This window comes from Mesorhizobium loti (genome assembly GCA_014189435.1).
GTDB lineage: Bacteria > Pseudomonadota > Alphaproteobacteria > Rhizobiales > Rhizobiaceae > Mesorhizobium > Mesorhizobium loti_G.
In genome coordinates, this window is record CP050293.1 from 4,850,283 (window position 1) to 4,871,304 (window position 21,022).

The following is a 21,022-nucleotide window of genomic DNA, read 5'->3' on the forward strand; positions in this document are numbered from 1 at the left end:
CGTTTTGAGATATCAGGCTGACATATTGGACAATTGTGGATTCTCTCGACCAGAAACTCATCACGCTCCTGCGCCACAGCGCGCGGCGGAGCATCTCCGACCTGGCGGCGGATCTTGGCGTGTCGCGCGCCACGGCACGCTCGCGAATGGAGCGGCTTGAACAGTCCGGCGAGATCATCGGCTATACGGTCATCTTGCGCGCCGAAGCGATCAGTTCGGCCGTCAGGGGCATCATGATGATCGAGATCGAAGGCCATGCGGCCGATCGGGTGATCCGCGCTCTTGGCGGCTTTGCGGAAGTCGCTACGATTCATACGACCAATGGCCGCTGGGATCTGGTGGTCGAGCTCAACACGGCAACCCTCACCGAGTTCGATGCGGTGTTGCGCCGAATTCGCCTGGTGCCCGGTATCACCGGCAGCGAGACGAGCCTGCTGCTGGCCACGCCGCGCAGCACGAAAGCCCGTCTTTAAGCACGGCTGCGTGGATTGAGGTCGGCGGGTGCCTCGGTGGATGTCGTGCCTGTGTGGATTATCAATCGGATGGTAGCGTTGGCTGGGATCGCTTGCGACCCTACGTACTTGTTTCTATTCGCTTTTTCTCGGCCACGACCACCGATTTGTATCACAATACGTAGCACATTTCCTACTGCTTCACGGGCACAACCAAAGGTACACGGTCGAAGCCGCCGCTATATAGTGACATCAATATGCGATGTCGACTCTATCAGCTATCCTGCTTCTTTCCGCCGCGCTGTGTCAAACGTCATCCTCGTCCGGTACTGAGATTGGGTGGGCCCGGAGGATGTGCCAAGCTCCTTGATTTAATTGACTTTTTCGTGGGCCAAAATCAAAAGTATTCCCGTATTGTTCCGTATGGTTCCGCTACACGAACAGGATTGACTTCTTCTGTCCCGCCGAGCTGTTCGATCAGGCACATCAAACTCGGAGGCAATCACAAATCTTGTTCATCCCGGCGGCCGAACCTGCGGCAGGGTGGCGGCGAGCGACCGCTCGAAAGCAGCGATAGTGTATCGGCCTGGGTCTCGGTAATGATCAGCGGCGAGCAGAAGGCAATCGCATCACCCATGTTGCGCGAGATCACGCCATTCTGCTGCAGAAACCCGTTGACCAGTCCGCCGAGCGCGCCCGCCTTGCCCCATGGCGCCTTGCTGGCCTCGTCGGCGACCAGTTCGACAGCCGCGATCAGACCGGCGCCGCACCTCTCCGACGAGCGGATGGGATACTAGTCTACGCAACCCTGCCTGCATGTGCGCACTGATCGTGCGCATTGCCGACAATGTTACGCTCCTCGATCAGCACGCGCTGGTCATCGATACCTGAGGCAGCACCGTTATCAACTCAGGAACGCTGGAGTCAACAGGGTCGGGTGTCGCCAATACCGGGCTGATCTGGGCCAATGGCGGCGACGTCACGATAGGCGGTCAAGTTACCGGCGACGGCGATGCCATCATCGGAAACATGTCGCAGCTTGAGTTTCACGCCGCCTCTTCCGCCGACGTCATCTTCGGGACGGATGCTGTCGGGACATTGCGGTTGGACGATTCATTCGATTTCAGCGGAAGCATCGCCGGCATCACCAATGATGACAAGGTAGACCTCGAGATATTTGGTTCAGCACCGGACATCGGCGCTTACGATGCGGACAGCTTCACAGTTGCCGACGACGGCACTGGCCGGAATCCAGCGGATGACCTCCACTTCGTCTGACGGAGAAGGCAACAGGGCTCCAACGTGAAGCGTGCGCCGGATTGGCCCGGCGTCCGCTTCAAATCTGAAACTTGCGATATCCAGGAGAAGCAGCCCGGCCTACCTCTCCCTGAAGGCGCGCTGGAACGAATCCACCAGAGGTTTGGTCAGATAAGCCAGAAACGTTCGCTCGCCGGTTGAGATGAATGTTTCGACCGGCATGCCTGGATAGATCTGCTCGGGCTTGATCTGCGGCGGTAACTTGTCGGCCATTTTAAGCCGTACGGTGAAGTAAGGCAGTCCCGTGCTGGGTGTGATCAGCCGGTCCGCCGAAATGTAGAACACCTTTCCGGGCACTTTCGGCGTCGTACGCGCGTTGAGCGCCGTGAACATCATATTTGCGTCCTGCCCCACCCGGATTGAGTCGATATCTTCGGGCTTTATCCTGGCCTCGACAATGAACTCGTTCGTGGTCGGCAGAAGCTCCATCACCACCTCCCCAGCACGGATGACGCTGCCTTGGGAATTGTAGAGCGATCTAACGATGATGCCGTCCACCGGCGCCCGGATGGTCGTCCGGTCGAGAACCGATCGACCAGCGTTGATTTGTTCCTCGAGATCCGCGACCTGCGCCCGTGCTTTGTTCAATTCCGTAACGGCATCCTCGACCCGGCTGGTTGTAAGTCGTTCAATCTGCTGACGCGCTTCCACAGTCTGCGTCGCCGAGCTAGCGATCTGCGCTTCCAGAGACCCTGCCTGGCCTACCAACTCGGCGGTGCTGCGCAGAAGATCGGTGTATTCCGAACGATTTGTGAGTCCTTTTTCCAGCAGGTCTTTTTTTCGCTCCGTCTCCCCGCTGACGATCGCGATTTGATTTTCCGCTGCCTTCTTTTGAGCCCTTAGCCCGACAATCGCGTCCTGGAGGGCCGTTACCCTTTGCTTCAAAATCCCCTGTTCTGCGGCATAGCGCGCCAACCGAGCCTGAAATTCCTTATTTTGCTCTCCGAAGACATCGCTGTATTCAGAAGCGTCTGAATAGGCTCCGAGATCACCGGACAAGACAATTTTCTCGAGGCCGTCCCGCTCTGCCTCAAGCCGCGCAATGTCAGCTTTTTGGGCAACCCATTGCTTGAGAACGCGGTTGAGCTGGGACTGCGCCACCGTCGGATCGAGCACGATCAGGGCCTGGCCTCTTGAGACCCTGTCGCCCTCCCGGACCTTGATGCTGCTGACCACGCCTCCTTCGAGGTGCTGGATCATGACATTTTGCCCTGCTGCTGCTACCACCCCTGGCGCGATCGTTGCTCCTGCAATCGGTGCAGTGGCTGCCCAGAATCCGAAGCCGAGCAAGAAAACGGCCACGCTTCCATACCCCGCCAGCGTGATCCGATCGGTGCGTGTATCGACGTCGCGTTGCCAGCGATACGTCTTGGCGCCCGTCTGGATGGCTTGGCTAGGAACCGTCATTGGCGACCTTTATCTCCACGCGTGTCGGTGACGGGAAAGGCACCACTCCTACGTTGTCACGGGACTGGGAAGCTGCGGGCGATGTGGCTTGGCCCTGTCGCTCGGCAAGTTTGTCGAGCACGTCCTTGGTCGAACCATAGATCTCGACCTGGCCATTGCGCAGCATAAGTAGCCGATCGCATTTGGCTGCGAGCGACGGTCGGTGGGTGATGACAAGCACGGTGGTTTTTCGTGAACGTGCCTGGATGATCGCGCGCACGAGCGCGGCTTCGCCATAGGTGTCAAGATTTGCATTGGGCTCGTCGAGCACCAGGATCTTGGGATCGCCGTAAAAGGCGCGCGCAAGGCCAATGCGTTGACGCTCCCCGCCTGAGAGACGAACGCCAGCGGGGCCGATCACAGTCGAGTATCCGTTCCTCTGCCCCAGGATGAGCTCATGCACCTGCGCCTGCTGGGCCGCCCGGACTAACTTTTCGTCGGCTGCATCGGGCTCAAAGCGCGAAATGTTCTGGGCGATCGTTCCTGGGAAGAGTTCGACATCCTGCGGAAGGTAGCCAATATGATGGCCGAGCTGCTCGGGATCCCAGTTTCGAATATCGCCGCCATCGATGCGGATCGCGCCAGAACGGGGTTGAATGGCACCGACGATAAGCCGCGCCAGCGTCGATTTTCCGGCCTGGCTTGGGCCGACGATGGCGACGGTTTCTCCAGCGGGGACCTCGAAGGTCACCCGCTTTATGAGCGGCAGCGCGCCGTCGGCCGATCCAGGAAGATGATAAACTATCTGATCCGCGCTCAGCGCTCCCTCAGGGGCCGGCAATGCTATGTTTTCCTGCTCGCCCGATCCGGATCGGGAAGCCGAAAGCCTCTTCCATGCAAGATTGGCGTCGGTGATCTGCCGCCAACTTCCAACGATTTGATCAAGAGGTTGCAAAGCGCGCGCGGAAATCATCGAGGACGCAAATATCATCCCGGCGGTCATCTCGTTGTGCAGAACCAGATAAGCGCCGACGCCTAGTATCGCGATTTGCAGTACCGATCGCGTGGTGCGAGACACACCGCCATAGAATGCGTTGATGCGAGCGAGCCCATCCGAGGCGTGCAGCGAGGCGGAAAAACGGGCACCCCAGAACTCTATCGCGTTGGACACCATGCCGAGTGCACGGACCGTTTCGAAGTTTCGCGCGAAGGCCTGCGCCGAATTCATTGAGGCATTGAGATTCTCCGCCGCCTCCTTGCCGGGCCTCGAACTCGAGACCTGATTCAGCACGGCGATGGACACCATGAGAACCGCTCCGACGACCGTTACAAGGAAGAGCAATGGGTGGATGAAATAGAGGAGGCCCACGAAGATCGGCCCGAAAGGAAGGTCGAAGAGAAAGAAAATGGTTCGCGAAGCGATGAACCCCCGCAGGGTGGCCAAGTCGCGCAAGGCCTGGACATCGCCGAGCCCAGCGCGGGGGCCGCTCATTGCGGCGAGAAAAGACGATCCACCCAACGCAACATCGAGCCGCGCGGCGAGCCGGCTCGCATATATCCCCCGAACGACTTCGAGCACTCCGAAGAGCAAGAGCGACGAAAGCGCAAGTAAGGTCAGGTAGGTGAGAGTGTCCAGATTGGCTGCAGGTAAAACCCGATCATATACCTGCAGCATGTAGAGGGGCAGAATTAACACCAGGGTGTTCATCACCGCGGAGAAGAGGCCCATTTCGACCACGCTTCTCGATAGCACCGTTCTGTTCGAATAACTGGGCATCCCGAACGTGCCCCTCGGACAAGCGATCATATTAGACAAGTTTTATATATCATGCGGAGTTGTCATGCTATCGGTTGCGCATCTTTTGATAGCCATGGTGAAGCCCTTGCGACTCTGCTGAAGATCACAAAGCATGAGCATCACGTCGCGATAGCACCCGTAGAGGAGCTGCGATCACGTCGGTGCCACGGAGACAATGACGCTAGGGTCTTGAGTATCCCAACCGTCCTCCCTGGAGCTGCTCCCGCACTCGCCCGCGACGCCCCCCGACGCCTTTGCCTCCTTGCCGGGCTGACTGAGCTCGCGCTACTTCTGGGGCGCATTGCTCCAAGCCGGCGTTCGGATATTCGAATTTCAGCCCACCCTGTACCATCCCAAACTCCTTATCGTTGACGATGTCTGGGCGAGCTTGGTTCAGCCACAGGCGCGCCACGTACCGGGCAGCGACATGCGCCTTCACGCTGGATGCGCAAGTTGGCTTAAGAGCCGTGCGCTGTGCAGCTTACTGCCCGCGTGCAACCAGCCAAACAGACACTAGCCGGGTGAGTGGGCCGACGATCACGCTAGCCCAGGTGGTGGCGTGCTCTCGGCGGTTTTTACATTCTTGGCGGATCATATTTTGGACGTCAGAATAACCAAGTGGCGTCAGGATCCAGCTGTTAAGCTGGGACGATCTTCGCCACATTGGGCTGTTGTCGCCCTCGTTGCTAATCCGGATATTGAGACGATCCGCCTTCCGGAGCAGTCGCCGCGTTTTTATCTCCGCAATCTGTTCATAGTATAGGAACGTTTCCCAATAATGTCGGTACTCAGCCTTTTCCCGCTCCGCGGGCGTGCAAGCATTTGCCAGGTCGACGTCATAGGCGTGGTCGAGCGTCCTGATGGTTCGCCGGTACGCGTCAATTTCCAACAACTCTTTGATTTGTAGGGGTATCATACGGCTCCCCAGTCTGCGCGCCCAAAAGAGAACGCTACAAGCTCATATGGCGTTCAGTCCATTCCACTACTTGGATGAGCTCACAACGCAAAAGAACTAGGCGGCGAGCTGCACCAGACGATCTGGTTCCGAAAAGCTCCGGCTCGCAAAAGCCGCCACGAACCGGCGCTGGCAAAGGCAAAGGCAAAGGCAAAGTGGTCTGGCAGCAAGGCTGGTTAAGTCAAGAAGGAGCCGGCGAAGCGGGTCGTTTTCCCCCGTGCAAGCTTACTGATGATGATCTCGACCGCATCGCCGGCAAGCGCGATCAGCTCGAAAGCAAAATCCAGGCCCCTAAGGGTATCGAGAAGGTGCGGAAGGACGTTGACGACTGGTATGGTCGGCAAGGCTGGTAGGACAGTATTCCGACCGTGCGTTCGGACCAATTGCGTTTGAAAGTCCGGTTCTGGTCCGGACTTCCCAGGTGCCCGCAGTAAAGGGCAGCAGTTGCTGCCGCTGATCGGGAAGCGTGGATTGGTCGGTCGCCCGCGCCTGCCGATCGGCGCGGACCATCTCACCGGATTGGACATGACAAAAATTGTTCTCGAAAAGAAAGCTCGTCAAGGCAGATGGCGGCCGAACTATCCCGATATCAGCACTCCCCTATACCGGGTACCACCGATAGGCTTAATTGCGCGGTTGCTAATGTGCTAGTAAATTGACAAATGCGGGTGCGTAACCCCAAGCCCGCCGTAGTGGCCGGTGCGGTCCTCACGTCCCCCGGAGGGTTACCCACCCGCACCGGCCATTTCCCTTACGCTCTGGGTAGCGTTTACGGCTCGGTGCGTTACCGACCGGAAAAAGCGCGAGAGGGTGGCGTTGACCACCCAGAGGATCGATCCAGTTGCGGGGCGGAGACCAGCACTACGCTTGAGATCAATTCGAAATGTAAGACGGATCAAATCCGGCTGTTTTGATAAGTCCCGCATGGTCATGCAACTCGACCACACCATTGCGGAATGAAGCCAACCCGCTTTCTCGCAAATCCTTCAACACGCGACTTACATGCACAGCTGAAAGCCCCAACGCGTCGGCCAGCTCAGCCTGCGTCAGCGGGCATTCAAAGCGGTCCGGATAGGTCGTTGCTGATCGATGTGCGCGGTAGGCCAGTTCAAGAAGAAAATGAGCCGTGCGTTCCACAGGATCCCTTCTACTGACTCCTGCCAGATGTTCCGCAACCCTGGAGTACCGCCTTGCCTCAGCCAGCAGGATAGTCTCGCAAATGGCCTGCGGATAGCGCGATAAACAAGTATGGACAGGACCGATCAGCTCGATCGCAGTCACATCGGAAAGAGCCGTTACCGTCTCGCCCCCTTCTCCGCTGAACTCAATCAAGGCAATTTCGCGAGGAAGCGCAAAATCGACGATGACACGCGAGCCGTTCGGCAATGTCTTGGCGAATGCGGCCCATCCCGCAGTCACTACCAGGATAAGGGATCTGGCCTGATGCTCGCGTGCAATCGTCGTGTTCGCTGGATAATGGCGGCGCACAGCTCCCGGCAGTACAGAGAAGCCCTTTTCCCAGCTCGCGTCAGCAAGCGTAGGTCCCCTCGCTAGCCCGTCCTATTCACGAGCGGCCTGGTTCCTTGCCGCTTGGCGTTCGGTCATGAAGGTGTGAGGCGTCTTTTTCACCGCAGCTGAGACTGGACTTTGGAACGCGCTGGAGGGTCAAGGTATCGGGTTCGGTGGGGCTTTGATGCCCCGGCGCTCATGGCCCTGCGGGCTGCAGCGTGATGGCGATCGTTCGGAACAGACTTGCTTCGGGACAGGCGGCGGCGAAGGCCAGACGGATGCGCGAGACGGTTTCGGTGACGCGGGCGCCGAGCTTGAGAAGCCTGAGCCGCAGTGTAGAGAACTCGGCGTTGCACAGATGATGGGTCGTGGGCACTGCCTCGCGCAGGGTGAGCATCAACCAGTATGCGGCGGTGTGCAGGACGAGACGGACCTGGTTGGCAATCGGTGAGCGGCAGCTGGTGCGGTCGGAGGCGAGCTGGCTCTTGTGCATCTTGATCAGGTTTTCGGCCTGGCCGCGGGCGCAGTAGATCACATCGTAGACATGCTCGGCGGAGCCTTTGTCGAGATTGGTGACGACGAAGCGGATGTCGAGGCCGAGGGTGGTTGCCTCGATGCGGGCGCAGGCGCGGCGTTCCGTCCTCCAGGATTTCGCCTTGTATCGGGTCTCGGCATAGCCGCGCAGCACCGGCTTCTGCTCGAGCGCGCGGCGGGTGCGGATATCGTCGGCGGCTTCATCAACGAGACGCTGGAGAACCTTGTTGCCGGGCAATCCGAAGAGGTAGTCGACCGCATTGTCCTCGCACCATGCCATGACTTGCGCCCGGCCATAGTGGCCATCGCCGCGGATCAGAATGCGGGTGGTCGGCCAGCGGGCGCGGATGCGCCGGACAAGCCGGCGCAGATGGCCGCGGATCTCCTTGCCCGCCGGGGTCCTGCCAGGACGCAGGATCATGGCGACCGGGCGTCCTGTCGCGGCGTCGTAGATGTGGATCGGCAGGAAGCAACGCTCGTCGTAATGGGCGTTGAACAGCGAGAGCTGCTGATGGCCGTGAACGACATCCACCGTGTCGTCGATGTCGAGCGTGACGCTTTTGGGCGGCGCGGCATAGCTCGACAGCCACAGATCGACCAGCACCCAGCCGAGCCGGATGACGGTGCGCAGGTCGGGCAGGTTCTCGAGGCGCGAGCATGTCGGCTGCGAGCACAGATCAATCCCGCTGTCGGGCAGCCGCCCGCAGGCGAGCTTGAAGGCCGGGTCGGTGCGCAGCCGGTCGAGATCGTTGGCATCCTCGTAGCCGCATGCGATCGCAAAGATGCGGGCGCGCACAATGTCGGCCATGGCGTGCGTCACCCGCGCTGGATCGCGCGGATCGTGGATCGCGGCGGCCAGCCTGTCGGCCAGTTGCAGGCGTCGCTCGGCCGCTGCCAAAAGCATGACGCCACCATCCGAGGTGATGCGTCCGCCGTCAAACGCAGCTGTGATCTTCTTGCGTCCAACGGCTGGAAATGAGAGCGGCAGCAACGTATCATCGGTCATGGCGGGTGTGGCTCGCGAGAGGCGGTGGCAGGGTTGGCTTAGACAACCGAATCCTACGCTAAATCAATCGCTTAGGCTACATCCGCCAACCTCTCAGACGCAACGTCGTGCATAAGACGGGCTAGCCCAAAAGCCTGTTTTGATAAGTCCATTTTGTCCTAAAAGCCCCACCCATGATCGCCCCTTCGATCAACCTGAAGCTGCAAACCATCAATTGGACAAAAAGTTCCCGCTGTCCTTTCAGCCAATTAGCGTTGCAGTTTACTACTGTTGGGTACAGCCTTACCACTTTTGGGTGGATCCGTCGTGGTGCCCTGGCACAAAACGACTTCCAGGGCGATCGCGCACTTTCGTCCCGCTCGCAGCGAGTGTGTGAACCATTGGGATGAAAGTCGACCAGCGCTGGTCATCTCGATCGAAGCCGGCTCCTATAATCCAGCTACCGGAATGGCCTCAGCTACTTGCCCTGGGACTTCCGGCAGCCACCGATCGCTCGCCTTCGAACATCTTTTCTAGGCCGCGCTCAGCGAACGTCACCGCTACTTTGCGGTCGCTTCAGCCGATTAGAGCCCTCGCGAAACAGAACCGCTCAACTTGATGGCAGCCCTGTTTGACGCTTTTCCGAAAGTCCGTCGGGTACCGCGGGTGGAGCCGAAACCGGAGTAGCCAATCCCACTCGCGGATCGGGAGCCTGCAATTCTTGCCAAGACGGGCCGGCGATCAGCTGGGTATCTCTATCGAGACCCTCCGTTGCGCCGGTCGAAACGATTTGCTCCATTGGCTTGGCTGCCGACTTCCGGCGTCGCAGGGCACGTTTGGCGTTGTAAGTCTGCCATCTTTCTTCGGCCACCTCCAGGTCGTCGAGTGCTGATATGACCGATGCAAGGCGGTTTTCGATTTGGGCAAGTCGCTTCCAGGCGGAAAGCAAGGCAACTGAAACCAGCAAACTGTAGGCCAAAACGACAACGGCTGCTCCTGCGGGACTTTCGATGCCGAATACAATCAAGGCCCCGGCTCCAATAAAAAGGCAAGGGCCCCGTAGGCCAGCAACCGGCCCTTATTCAGAAGAAGCATCAACGGCCAGGTTGCAGACAGCATCAGAATGGACAACGGTCTGCTGACCGCCCAAGCCACAAGCCCCGGAACAACGTCACTATAAGTATCCATATCAACCTCAGGCTGGACGAGGCCGGCCGCTTGCTCGGCGCCTGGGAGCGTAGGTTCTCCCTGCGCGCCTGATCGTGGTCGGTGGTGGCGTTCTAGACCTCCCGGAAGAGCGACAGATTTCCCGGCGAATGTCCTAAGGTCTGAAAGGCTTGTCGGGTAGACCAGATCGACCTTTAGCCGATTTACTACTCAATAATGGTAATGGCGACGATGTCCGCGAAGCTGTTATGTTTCCGGCTGACCGGTGACGGGATCGGTCGGTTGGGCGGAAGAAAGCGATTGGGACTTGCCGGATGGCAGGGGGCGAACCCTTACATTTCATGCGGTTGAGCGCGCTTGACAGCTAACTGGCCGAACTATTTTGAAGCCATTCAGCCAACCAGCCAACGCTGGAGGGGGTGAGTTGTGCTGCTGATCGCAAGGATTCGGAAATGGCAAGTCCAACTGACAATCCGCTCATAAACCGGGAGTTTCTACCGCTCGACGTCAGGGAGATCCTTGATTTCTTCCTCCGCCGATGGAAGTTGGTGTTCAGCATTGCAGCGATCACCTTCTGTTTATTTGTTAGTGCCGCCTATGTAATTCCTCCATCGTACACGGGCGTTGCACAAATATTGCTGGATGCCCCGATCGACTATATGACTCCGCAAGATTATTCCAATTCTGACTTTGCCGACAATCCAACATTTATCGAAAGCCAGATCGCAGTCCTGAGATCCGCTTCACTTCTTCAGCAGGTGGTTGACAGCGAAAAGCTGACGGAAGACCCTGAGATCGGGCCGGCAGCGTTGGCATGGCTCCAGGGCTCGCTGGGAGTTTCGCGCGTCGGGCTTGGGAACGTCATTCAAATCGATACAAGCATGTACGACCCCGCGAAAGCAGCATCGCTGGCAAATGCGATTGCCCAAGCGTATCTCGCTGATCGAGTCAAATCCCGTTACGAAGGAGTCCAGAAGGCCTCCACATGGCTCAGCGATCGCGCCGCGTATCTGCGGGCAGAACTCAGTCGTTCTGAACAAGTTGTCCAGAAGTTTCGTATCGATCACAACTTGTTGGCGACGGCCGCGGGCAGCTTGACTGACCAGCAGCTGTCCGAATTGAATATCGCGTTAATCAACGCGCGCGCCGAATTGTCGGAGAAACGGGCACAATACCAACAAGTTGACAAGTTGCAGGCTAGTGGAGGCGACATCCAGTCGATGCCTGGCGCGTTGCAATCCGTTGTGGTCAGCGCCCTTCGGGCTCAGTTGTCTCTGGTTAGTCGGCGGGAAGCCGATCTTAAATTGAAGTATGGCGAACGGCATCCGGATGTCATGACGGCTCAGGCCGAGCGCAGCGACATCGAGGGACAGATCGCCGCTGAAGTCCAGCGTCTCACCGGCAATCTGAAGAATGAAGTGGACGCCGCCGAAGCCAGGGAAGCCTCTCTCGCTCGGGCTATGGACTCGGTATCCAACCGGTCCGAAATCGAAGGTCAGGTTGGCGTCCAGTTGCGCGACCTGGAGAGGATCGCCGCCGCGAACAAGGAACTCTTCGAGACCTTCCTGTCACGCGCGAAGCTCACCGAGGAGAAGTCTACCCTCCTCAACAGCGGCGTACGGGTGATCACCAATGCCAGTGTTCCGGTCTCGCCAAGTTTCCCGAACAGGCCTCTTTTTGCTGCCCTGGGACTTGTCCTCGGCTTATTCGTCGGGGGCGCCGGCGCCGTTCTTCGTGAACTTTTCGCTTCCGGCTTCATGGCAAAGAAGCAGATAGAGGACGAGCTGGCCGTTTCGGTTCTTGCGTCCATGCCAAGAATGCCGGGCTGGTCGAGAGACGCCCAGTCCCAAGCCCAACCTGTGGCCTATCTCGAACGCAGACCACTCTCCAGGTATAGCGAAGCCGTGCGGCGGCTCCGCCTGGGTATCGAGGCAACACCGGACCTGATCCGTTCGCCGCGCCTCATACTGGTGACATCGGCGATGCCCGGCGAAGGAAAGACAACCCTGGTATTGAGCCTGGCTTGCTCCGCCGCGGCCGACGGCGAACGGGTTCTGGTCGTCGATGCGGACTTGCGGCTTTCTGCTGCCACGGCCTTCTTCGGCATGGCGGATAAGGTCGGGTTGGTGGACGTTCTGACTTTACCGATGAGGGCTGCAAACGCAATTCATCGGGACGAACGCTCGGGGATTTCCCTCCTCCCTGCCGGCGCAAGGACCCGGAACCCGCCTGCCCTTCTTGCTTCCGCGCGAATGCGCTCAGTCCTCGACGAGCTTCGCGGGAGATTCGACACGGTGATCATTGACGCACCACCTGTTGGACCTGCGGCCGATGCCTCGATCCTAGCGAGGTATGTCGACAAAGTTCTCTTTGTCGTGAAGTGGCGTGAAACCTCGCGCGAGGCCGTTGCCGAAGGAATTCGCCATCTTGGCGGCCGGTCCAAGATTGCCGGCATCGCCCTGACAATGGTGGACGAACCAAAGCTGCCAAAATATGGCCGCTACACGTCCTTGGAAAGTAGTGTTTCTGACAGTTACTATCTCAACTAGAGAAAATATTTCGCCATGCTGCACGCTGACTTATCTCATAGTCGCCCTCAAGAGCCGGTAGAAAAAATTCACGACGGGGATTCCGCGCGTTGGTGCGTGGTCCAGACGCACCAACATTCCGAGAGCTTGGCGGAGAGGCACCTGTTGTCGCAAAACTTCCGAACCTATCTGCCCAAGCGAAGACGAACCGTTCGCCACGCTCGCATTGTCAGAACCGTCTCCAGTGCGTATTTCGACTGCTATCTGTTCGTCTCGCTGGCTGTTCATCAGCAGAGCTGGTACCCCATCAACTCGACCGTCGGCGTCCGGAAACTCGTCATGAGCAAAGGTATGCCGACACCGGCGCCATATGGTGTGATTGAGTCTTTGATCTCAGCAACCGATGACGACGGTATTTTGCACCCCGACATTCTATTGAAGCCAGGCCAAAGGGTTAGGGTCATAGACGGACCGTTCTTGGACCAGCTTGGTGTTCTTGATCATGTTGGAAATGCTGGAGCAGTCAGAATTCTCCTTGATATTATGAACCGGTCGATTCCAATTACGATCGACCGGGATAAACTTTCGGTAATTTCTTGAAGTCTATGCGTTATTTTTCACCTAACAATTTTTGCTCGGAAGATGCCGAGACCACCGGGCAAGGAGGGATGAATTGGCACCCAATTCACCCTCGATGCGGCAGCTTGCAAAAGCCGACATCCCAGCCTTCAGGCCGGCATTGAGAACATTGGATGCTACGTCCCGCCAGTCAGCCGCCAATGGATGGATATGGCGCCAATTCGACGACTTTCCAGCGACGATGAGCGATTGACTATCGACGCGATCAACTGGGGAAACCCCTTGCAACCTTCACGGAAATCCAAACCCGGAAGCCATCGTCCCGCGGACCTTGGAGCGTCTCGGGATGGCCTGCAGCCGCAACAGTATCGTCGCTGGGCTCCAGAGGCCAAGGCAAGCATGCTGACCGAAACGTTGACGCCGGGGGCGAGTGTTCCAGCGCCAGCCAGGGTGGTTGGCACAAGCCCGTCGGGCAGCAAAGCAGATGCAGGTCTTACACAAACCGACGGAAGCGCCCCCTTCCTGCCCCTCGAGACGGTGCCGTCCCTGCCGATCGCCACAGAATTGTTTCGAGCATTCAATGAGAGCGGTCTGAAGTACGGAATAATTCAGGATCTCGCATCCCTGCAATATGGACTTGCGGGCCGAGACGATCTGGATGTCCTTCTGGACAAACACGACTACCCGGCCTTCTGCTCGATCGTGAGCAAGCTGCACGGCTGTCGCAGCGTGAGCCTGTCTTGCTACGACAATGTCTGCGCCGGCCGAGAGGACTGGTTCCTGCCCGACTTTTCGCATGGCCGCTATCTCCATCTCGACATGCATATCGGGGTCCGGGTCGGCTGGGAGTTTCGCAAGCGCTATCCGGTATTCGATCATGCGGCGATTACACGATGGGAGTCGATTTGCGTGGACGGCGTATCGATCCCGGTCGTCTCTCCCGAAGACGAGATTCGGATAGCAATTGCTCGCTTCGCCTTTCGGGCCTGGGCACTGCCTTGGAGACAATGGATCAGTATCGGGGACGGTTGGAAGGACCAATTTGCACGCCTGCCATTTCCGTCAGGCGAGCAAGGCTTGCACGTCGTGGAATACACGCTTGGCGGCGGGAGAATCGCGAGCTGCAGGTTTCTGCAAAGCGCCGGCGGTCTGGTCGCCCACCGCGGAGATCTTGCCGGACTGCGACGTTCAATCCGGGAAATGTGCGGCTTCACAGGACGTTACGGAGTAGCCGACGCCGGCGTTCATCTGGCCCGCAAGACCTCGTATCTCGCATTGAGATCCCTTCAGCGATTGATGCCCGGCAGATTTCCACCAAAGAGACGGCCTGCGGCTGGTGGCTTTGTAGTGGCGCTCATAGGTCCTGACGGCATGGGAAAGAGCACTCAGGTTGATCGGCTGAAACAGATATTTCGATGGAAATTCGGGTGTGCGCAAGCATATGTCGGAATCGGAGACGGCAATGGGTGGTGGCTTCGCAAGGCGTTGCAGACTCTGGTTTTTCCCCATAGACGCCGCCTTAAGTCCTTGGCACAGCAAGGTGGCAACAATTCCACTAGCCGAAATTGGTCGAAGGGAGGAGTTGCTGCGGCGGCGTTGGCATTGTGGGCAGTTTTGATCGCGTTTGAGCGATACGCTGTCGTGAAACGTGCACATCGATGGGCGACGCGCGGCCTGATCGTCATTTGCGACAGGTGGCCGCAAGCGCTCGGCAGGGGATATCTGGACGGGCCAACCATCCCACCACACCTGTTCAGCATCCCAGGCTTGTCAGCCCTCGCCCGGCTGGAGCAGAGCCTCTATCAGAAGATGGCAGAATGCCGGCCACACCTCACTTTGCACCTGGTTTCAGATTTTGCCGTCTCCGAGCAGCGAAAGCCGGGAGAAATCAAGAAGGAAGCGTTCGATGCGCGGCTATCGCTGATGGCGGAACTGCGAGCGAAGGACAAGAACATCCAAACCATTGACGCGAGCGCCGGCATAGAGGCGGTCGGGCGGGAACTTTTTAGGCATATCTGGCTGAATTTGTAGAGGCAGAGCGGGCGGCTCATCGGCCAGAGGTCCATCCCCAACAGACCCTGACGCACGGCCTTCCGCCATCGCGAATCGACAGGTGTTCCCTGCCAGGGGGAAAGGCCGCCGAGCGCTCGCGCTCGATGGCGGCGCGCCGCTAGAGGCTGTCTCATCCCGGCATCGGCATGGGGCTCCGACTCGAACGAGCCAATATGGCTCTGTTTCGGACGAGCACCTGTCCCACCCGGCCCGCAGCGCCAAGCATTGAGGGAGGTTGCCATGTCCGACACCATACGCAGGACCGGCAGTTGCCTGTGCCGCGGCGTGCAGTTCTCAGTCCGCGGTCCGCCGCTCCGCATTGGTCTTTGCCATTGTAAGGATTGCCGCAAGGCCGGCGGCTCGGCCTATTCGGCCTTTGCCATCTGGCCGCGCGAGGCCTTCGAGAAGACGGGCCTCGTCAGTTCCTATGGCACGCGCAGCTTCTGCCGGACCTGCGGCGGCCGCGTCGCCTCGATCGACGACAACGAGGCTGAGGTGATGATCGGCAGCCTCGACGTCGCGCCGACCGATCTCGTACCCGAATATGAATTGTGGACCTCAAGGCGCGAGACCTGGCTGCATGCCTTGCCCGGCGCCGAGCAGTTCGAGCACGACCGGCCGGCGGCGCACAACGCTGAAGTGCCGGCACCGAAGTCGCTGTCGGACGTCGATGCGGCCGCGTGAAATTTGATTTTGCGCTCGCCCTTTCACCCGGATGCGCCCCGGATTTCATGTCCCCTGAGGTATAAGCAAATGAAGATCGTTCATGTGCTCACCAGACTGCTTCGGGCAGGTTCCGAAGAGAACACATTGGCCTGCTGTCTAGCTCAGGCGCGGCACGGCCACGACGTGCTTTTGGTTCACGGCGAGGAGTACGACCCGAGTTTGCGGGCGTCCGTTGCCCAAGCCGTTCGGGTAGTGACCCTGGAAAAACTCATCAATTCGATTTCACCATCCCGTGACATTTCTGCGTTCGGGCAACTCACTCGCCTTATGCGCGATTGGCGGCCTGACATCGTGCACACACATCAAAGCAAAGCCGGCATCGTCGGCCGCCTTGCCGCCAAGGAAGCCAATATCCCTTGCATCATCCATGGCGTGCACATTTTGCCTTTCGTCCATGTGGGCAACGCGCGGAGGCTGATATTTCTGGGTGCCGAACGCCTGGCCGCGAAGTTCACACGCGCTTTCATCGATGTCAGCCAGGCTATGCGCGACATTTGCATCGCCAATCATCTGGGCAGTCCCGATCAGCACCATGTCGTTCACTCCGGCTTCGATCTGGCACGCTTCGCGAACGCGCAATGGCCGCAAGAACCGCATCTGCTCCTGGGGACGGCTGCCGGAGAGCCAAAGCCACCGGTGGTCCTGATGCTGGCTGCACTGGAACCGAGAAAACGCCATGTCGAGTTCATTGAATCATTCGGGCAAGTCGTCGACCGAATTCCGAACGTGCGACTGATGCTGGCCGGTGAAGGGCCAGCGCGATCCGCCGTTGAATCGGCCATTGAACGATCCCCGTTCGCAAACAACGTTCGCATGATCGGCTACCATTGCGAGCCTGAACGACTGATCAGCCTGGCGGATGTATGTGTGCTGACGTCGATGCGAGAAGGATTGCCTCGGGTCATGATGCAGTATCTGGCGGGTGGTCGAGCCAGTGTGGTCTCGCACTTGCCGGGAGTGGAAGAGGTTGTGAAGCATGGCGTGAATGGAATTGTAACGCCAGCGGACGACGTGGGCGCCGCAGCGGCGGCGGTCGCCGATCTTCTCCAAAATGAGCACTGCCGCGCTCGACTGGCTGACAGTGCGAAACTCACCGACCTTTCATCCTGGGGACTGGATTCCATGTGCGACAGGGTCGAGCTGATTTATCAATCCGTCCTGGAGTCAGCCCTTTCGGCCGCAAGGCCAAACGACGCACGAATTCGCGACCGCCTCGTAAAGCAAACCTCAGGGCTGCACGGATTTTGATCCCTTTTGCTGCTTCGAAGGTGCGCGAATTTCCAAGGCTTACTTCTCGAACTGAACGAATACCCTGCTGTCACACTCCGACAAATGGCGATTGGAGCTGACGGCAGGCAAGACAACCGGAGTACCGACGATGTGTATGCGTGCCGATCAGCAATTTCTTTCCAAGCCTTTGCGAATGAAGAATTGGGGCCGACGACTATTTCTCGGATACGAACCCGCGGCTGGCCGCGTGCTCGCATTGATCGGTGGCCTCGCCATTGCCTTTGTTCTGCTCACCGCGGATGCATCCCGCGCGGATGGATATACATTCGACACCGGTGACATCCTGCGGGTATCCGTGATTGGCGAGCAATCCTATCCGCTGGAAGTCGTGGTCGATGATCGAGGCTCGATATCACTTCCCATGTTGGGTGATATCCAAGCGCGCGGCCTCACCAGCGTTGCCCTTTCGCAGGCCATTCAGCGTGCATTTCAGCAGCAGAAGCTCATCCTCGAGCCTTTCGTGAAAGTGGAGATCGGCCAGTACCGGCCATTCTTTATTTCCGGAACGGTAGCTCATCCCGGATCGTACCCGTTTCAACCCGGAATTACTGTTCGCCATGCACTCGCCATAGCAGGCGGCTTCCGGGCTACCGCCGCGGGAAACACGGAGCCGGCCCTGCAAATAGCTGATCTCCGCAGCGCGCGCGCAGGTCTGGCGATCGAAGAATATCGTTTGAAGGTCCGGCTCGCCCGGCTCCAGGCCGAAAGCCGACAGGATAAGTCCTTCGTTGCTCCGCCGGATCCGCCAGTCGAGTTTGGCGGACACTTGATTGCCGAGATCGTCGCGTCCGAACAAGCGCAGTTGGACGCCCGGCTTGCCGCGTATCGGGACGACATTTCCTACCTCGATGTCTCATTGGATCAGGCCCGGAAGGAAGCAGATATGGTCGCCGCCGCGCGAAAAGAACGGGAAAAGACCGCGAACATTCAACTCGAGGAACTGCAATCTGCCCGATCACTGCGGGAAAAAGGTCTGATAACCAACTCGACTGTCATGACGGCGGAGAGAGCCCATACCAGCTATCGCGCCGAACTTGCTCAGACCGAGCTGCAGCAGGAACAAGCGCAGCAGGCGATGCTGAATTCGGAGAGTGAGCTGAGAAAAAAGAAGCAGGGTTATGAGATGGACTTGATCTCGCAGACCCAGGATACGCAGGTCGAGCTGGGGAAAATTCAAAGTCAGATAAGGTACGTTGCCGACAAGCTTCTCTTTATCTTCACATATGGCGAGCAGAGGACCTTCGACGACTTGCAAGGCTCTGTGAAGATTTCGATTTTCAGGCGTGACCAGAAAGTCGCCCACGACATCGTCGCCGATGAAAATACGGAAGTCAGGGCTGGCGATGTCATCGAGGTTTCGATTGTGGCCAACAAAGGGTTCTACGCACCCGACACTTCCGGAACAATGGCGGCCCCAAAGGCGGAAGGCTCGGCCCTCCAGCCGAGTATTCTCGGCCAATAGCACGAACACATGCCCGCTTACTCGAGCACGGCTTTGCTTCAGGCCCGCGGTCTCGCAACGCTTTCATCTTCGGAACCTTGATTATGATGATTAGGGCAGCATTGACAGTCGTGGGGGGCCGCCTCCGCCGGGCGAATTCCCATGTCGAGACGGAGCAGAGACAGCAAACCCTGCTCCGTGCAACGGCGCGCCGCAAGATGTTACTTCGCGCCCCGCGCCGCCGTGCCATCGTCCGATCGCGCATTCCAGGTGCAATCCTGCTCCTCCTCGCTCTTGTGCTTGCGGGAGTTGCATTTCTGTCGCGCCTCGTTGATCTGGGGCAGAACTGGCCGACGCGGCCGTGGACCGATCTCGTGGCCGACTGGCGCTATTTTTCCGATCCGCTGGTCTTGCTGGCCGGCCCGGACGCTCTTCCGGTTTGGCTGGGGATCGCAACCCTGGGCTTGCTGCTCATACTAGCCGCCCGCAAGGCAAGGCGAAGGAGCGGCTTGCCAAGCGCGTTCGCGAACGCCCGCGCCAAACCCTCGGTAAGGGACATCCAGCCACCGCCGGGTTCGGAACTGGCCTATGCGTTGCGCTCCTGCAAGGCAGCATTCACGGGCGTCGCGGCTTTTAGCGGCGTGAGCAACATCCTCATGCTGACCGGCGCGATGTTCATGTTGCAGGTTTATGATCGCGTACTGCCAAGCCGCAGCGTTCCGACTCTGGTGGCCATGGCGATATTGGCCGGCGTTCTGTTTGTCGGGCAGGCGGTCATCGATCTCGTGCGCGGCCGCATCATGACCCGGATCGGCGCTGAACTGGACGAAACGGTCGGGGGACGCGTGTTCACCGCCGTGTCAAGGCTGCCCTTGTACATCGGCCAGCAGGGCGACGGGCTGCAGCCGCAGCGCGATCTCGACAACATCCGCACATTTCTCTCGAGCCCCGGGCCCAGCACGCTCTTCGACTTCCCGTGGCTGCCCTTTTATCTGGCGATCATCTGGAGCCTTCATCCGACCCTCGGGATCACCGCCATTTGCGGCGCGATCGTGTTGGTGACGCTGACGGCCGCGACCGAGGTCTTTACGCGCAAACCGATGGGCGCCGCGGTTCTGACAGGTTTGCGGCGCAACAGCTTCGCCGAGGCCAGTCGCCGCAACGCTGAGGTCCTTGCGGCAATGGGCATGGGCAAGCGCCTGCACGACCATTGGCGGGAAGCGAGCCGCGAATATCTTACGCAACAGCAGCGTGTCAGCGATCTAGTCGGAGGCTTCGGCAGCTTCGCCCGCGCCTTTCGACTGATGCTCCAGTCGGCAATGCTGGGTGTGGGCGCCTGGCTGGTGATCCAGGGCGAGGCGACGTCCGGGGTCATTATCGCCGGCTCCATCCTTGCGGGCCGTGCGCTTGCACCTGTTGATCTTGCCATCGCCCATTGGCGCAACTTCGTGGCCGCGCGCCAAAGCTGGAGCAGGCTGAGCAAGGTGCTCGCCCGATTGCCGCAGGACGCTCAGCCGATGGCACTTCCGGTGCCCAGTTCGAATCTGACGGTGGAGTGCATCGCGATCGGCGCTCCTGGCGTGCAACGGATCATCGTGCAAGGCGTGGACTTCAGCCTGGACGCCGGCTCGGTGCTCGGCATCATCGGATCAAGCGGTTCCGGCAAATCGAGCCTCGTTCGGGGGCTGGTCGGCGCATGGCGACCGATGGCTGGCCGCATCAAGCTGGATGGCGCCGCGCTCGATCAGTGGTCGTCGGAGCGCCTTGGCCGCTACATAGGTTACCTTCCGCAGGACGTCGAACTGTTCGCAGGAACGGTTGCAGCCAACATCGCCCGCTTCGAACCTGGATCGGACCCACATGCCATCGTTGCCGCCGCCCGCGCTGCCGGTGTCCATGAGCTGATCATTGGTCTTCCCAATGGCTACGAGACGCAGATCGGCGAGGGTGGAACCGCGCTTTCAGCCGGGCAGCGTCAGCGGGTTGCGCTGGCACGCGCGCTCTATCGCGACCCGTTCCTGGTCGTCCTCGACGAGCCCAACTCCAATCTCGACATCGAAGGCGAAATGGCGCTTGCCGAGGCCATCCTCGCAATCAAGGCGCGCGGCGGCATTGTGGCGATCGTGGCCCACCGCCCGAACATTCTCACCACTGTGGATTTCCTGCTGATGATGAAAGGTGGGCAGATGCACATGTTCGGCACGAGACAGTGCGTTCTGTCCAAGCTCTTTCCGATGCCACAGGTCATGCCCGAGAGCCTCCAGCCTGTTTCAAGTTCACCCCAACTGCCGAATTGATGGAAA

General features: G+C 59.1%; 14 protein-coding genes and 2 pseudogenes. 10 read left to right on the plus strand and 6 right to left on the minus strand.

Annotated elements, in window-relative coordinates; translation table 11 throughout:
• The first annotated feature begins 35 nt into the window (after window positions 1–35).
• The gene (locus tag HB777_23345) at window positions 36–473 is read left to right on the plus strand and encodes an Lrp/AsnC family transcriptional regulator (protein ID QND66567.1); all 438 of its coding nucleotides are present in this window, start codon (window positions 36–38) and stop codon (window positions 471–473) included.
• Between the two features lie 494 nt (window positions 474–967).
• Here the strand turns inward: HB777_23345 and HB777_23350 are convergent.
• A pseudogene (locus tag HB777_23350) lies at window positions 968–1,349 on the minus strand (aminotransferase class III-fold pyridoxal phosphate-dependent enzyme).
• A gap of 132 nt (window positions 1,350–1,481) precedes the next feature.
• Between HB777_23350 and HB777_23355 the strand changes: the two are divergent.
• Complete coding sequence (locus tag HB777_23355) at window positions 1,482–1,730, plus strand: hypothetical protein (GenBank protein QND66568.1); 249 nt, start codon at window positions 1,482–1,484, stop codon at window positions 1,728–1,730.
• 99 nt (window positions 1,731–1,829) lie between these two features.
• On the opposite strand, the gene HB777_23360 is transcribed toward HB777_23355, so the two are convergent.
• Window positions 1,830–3,176, minus strand: a complete 1,347-nt coding sequence (locus HB777_23360) for an HlyD family type I secretion periplasmic adaptor subunit (protein QND66569.1) — start codon at window positions 3,174–3,176, stop codon at window positions 1,830–1,832.
• Complete coding sequence (locus HB777_23365) at window positions 3,163–4,932, minus strand: type I secretion system permease/ATPase (protein ID QND66570.1); 1,770 nt, start codon at window positions 4,930–4,932, stop codon at window positions 3,163–3,165. The genes HB777_23360 and HB777_23365 overlap by 14 nt, the downstream gene beginning before the upstream one ends.
• A 1,197-nt stretch (window positions 4,933–6,129) precedes the next feature.
• Between HB777_23365 and HB777_23370 the strand changes: the two are divergent.
• Window positions 6,130–6,261, plus strand: a pseudogene (locus HB777_23370) (CsbD family protein).
• Window positions 6,262–6,781: 520 nt separating this feature from the next.
• Here the strand turns inward: HB777_23370 and HB777_23375 are convergent.
• The 3 genes from HB777_23375 to HB777_23385 form a co-directional block, all read right to left on the minus strand.
• Window positions 6,782–7,396: a Crp/Fnr family transcriptional regulator gene (locus HB777_23375; protein ID QND66571.1), complete on the minus strand. Its 615-nt coding sequence runs from the start codon at window positions 7,394–7,396 to the stop codon at window positions 6,782–6,784.
• 217 nt (window positions 7,397–7,613) lie between these two features.
• On the minus strand, window positions 7,614–8,957 hold the full coding sequence (locus HB777_23380) for an IS1380 family transposase (protein ID QND66572.1): 1,344 nt from the start codon (window positions 8,955–8,957) through the stop codon (window positions 7,614–7,616).
• Between the two features lie 589 nt (window positions 8,958–9,546).
• Complete coding sequence (locus tag HB777_23385) at window positions 9,547–9,963, minus strand: hypothetical protein (protein QND66573.1); 417 nt, start codon at window positions 9,961–9,963, stop codon at window positions 9,547–9,549.
• A gap of 592 nt (window positions 9,964–10,555) precedes the next feature.
• Here HB777_23385 and HB777_23390 point away from each other — a divergent pair.
• From HB777_23390 to HB777_23420, 7 genes are all read left to right on the plus strand, one after another.
• Window positions 10,556–12,652, plus strand: coding sequence for a polysaccharide biosynthesis tyrosine autokinase (locus tag HB777_23390; GenBank protein QND66574.1), 2,097 nt, complete (start codon window positions 10,556–10,558; stop codon window positions 12,650–12,652).
• 15 nt (window positions 12,653–12,667) lie between these two features.
• Entirely contained in the window at window positions 12,668–13,231 is a 564-nt protein-coding gene (locus HB777_23395) for a transcription antiterminator NusG (GenBank protein ID QND66575.1), read from the plus strand.
• A gap of 378 nt (window positions 13,232–13,609) precedes the next feature.
• Window positions 13,610–15,241: a hypothetical protein gene (locus HB777_23400; protein QND66576.1), complete on the plus strand. Its 1,632-nt coding sequence runs from the start codon at window positions 13,610–13,612 to the stop codon at window positions 15,239–15,241.
• A 261-nt stretch (window positions 15,242–15,502) separates the two neighbouring features.
• On the plus strand, window positions 15,503–15,946 hold the full coding sequence (locus tag HB777_23405) for a GFA family protein (protein QND66577.1): 444 nt from the start codon (window positions 15,503–15,505) through the stop codon (window positions 15,944–15,946).
• Window positions 15,947–16,015: 69 nt separating this feature from the next.
• Window positions 16,016–17,236 carry a glycosyltransferase family 4 protein gene (locus tag HB777_23410; protein QND66578.1) on the plus strand — a complete coding sequence of 407 codons (1,221 nt, stop codon included), beginning with the start codon at window positions 16,016–16,018 and terminating at the stop codon, window positions 17,234–17,236.
• A 229-nt stretch (window positions 17,237–17,465) separates the two neighbouring features.
• On the plus strand, window positions 17,466–18,740 hold the full coding sequence (locus HB777_23415; GenBank protein ID QND68880.1) for an exopolysaccharide biosynthesis protein: 1,275 nt from the start codon (window positions 17,466–17,468) through the stop codon (window positions 18,738–18,740).
• A gap of 536 nt (window positions 18,741–19,276) precedes the next feature.
• Window positions 19,277–21,016 carry a type I secretion system permease/ATPase gene (locus tag HB777_23420; protein ID QND68881.1) on the plus strand — a complete coding sequence of 580 codons (1,740 nt, stop codon included), beginning with the start codon at window positions 19,277–19,279 and terminating at the stop codon, window positions 21,014–21,016.
• Window positions 21,017–21,022: the final 6 nt, after the last annotated feature.

Bases quoted from the DNA above. Each gene is read 5' to 3' on its own strand.
- HB777_23365 (QND66570.1), bottom strand. From the start codon at position 4,932: ATGCCCAGTTATTCGAACAGAACGGTGCTATCGAGAAGCGTGGTCGAA.
- HB777_23405 (QND66577.1), top strand. From the start codon at position 15,503: ATGTCCGACACCATACGCAGGACCGGCAGTTGCCTGTGCCGCGGCGTG.
- HB777_23410 (QND66578.1), top strand. From the start codon at position 16,016: ATGAAGATCGTTCATGTGCTCACCAGACTGCTTCGGGCAGGTTCCGAA.
- HB777_23360 (QND66569.1), bottom strand. From the start codon at position 3,176: ATGACGGTTCCTAGCCAAGCCATCCAGACGGGCGCCAAGACGTATCGC.
- HB777_23390 (QND66574.1), top strand. From the start codon at position 10,556: ATGGCAAGTCCAACTGACAATCCGCTCATAAACCGGGAGTTTCTACCG.
- HB777_23380 (QND66572.1), bottom strand. From the start codon at position 8,957: ATGACCGATGATACGTTGCTGCCGCTCTCATTTCCAGCCGTTGGACGC.
- HB777_23355 (QND66568.1), top strand. From the start codon at position 1,482: ATGTCGCAGCTTGAGTTTCACGCCGCCTCTTCCGCCGACGTCATCTTC.
- HB777_23395 (QND66575.1), top strand. From the start codon at position 12,668: ATGCTGCACGCTGACTTATCTCATAGTCGCCCTCAAGAGCCGGTAGAA.
- HB777_23400 (QND66576.1), top strand. From the start codon at position 13,610: ATGCTGACCGAAACGTTGACGCCGGGGGCGAGTGTTCCAGCGCCAGCC.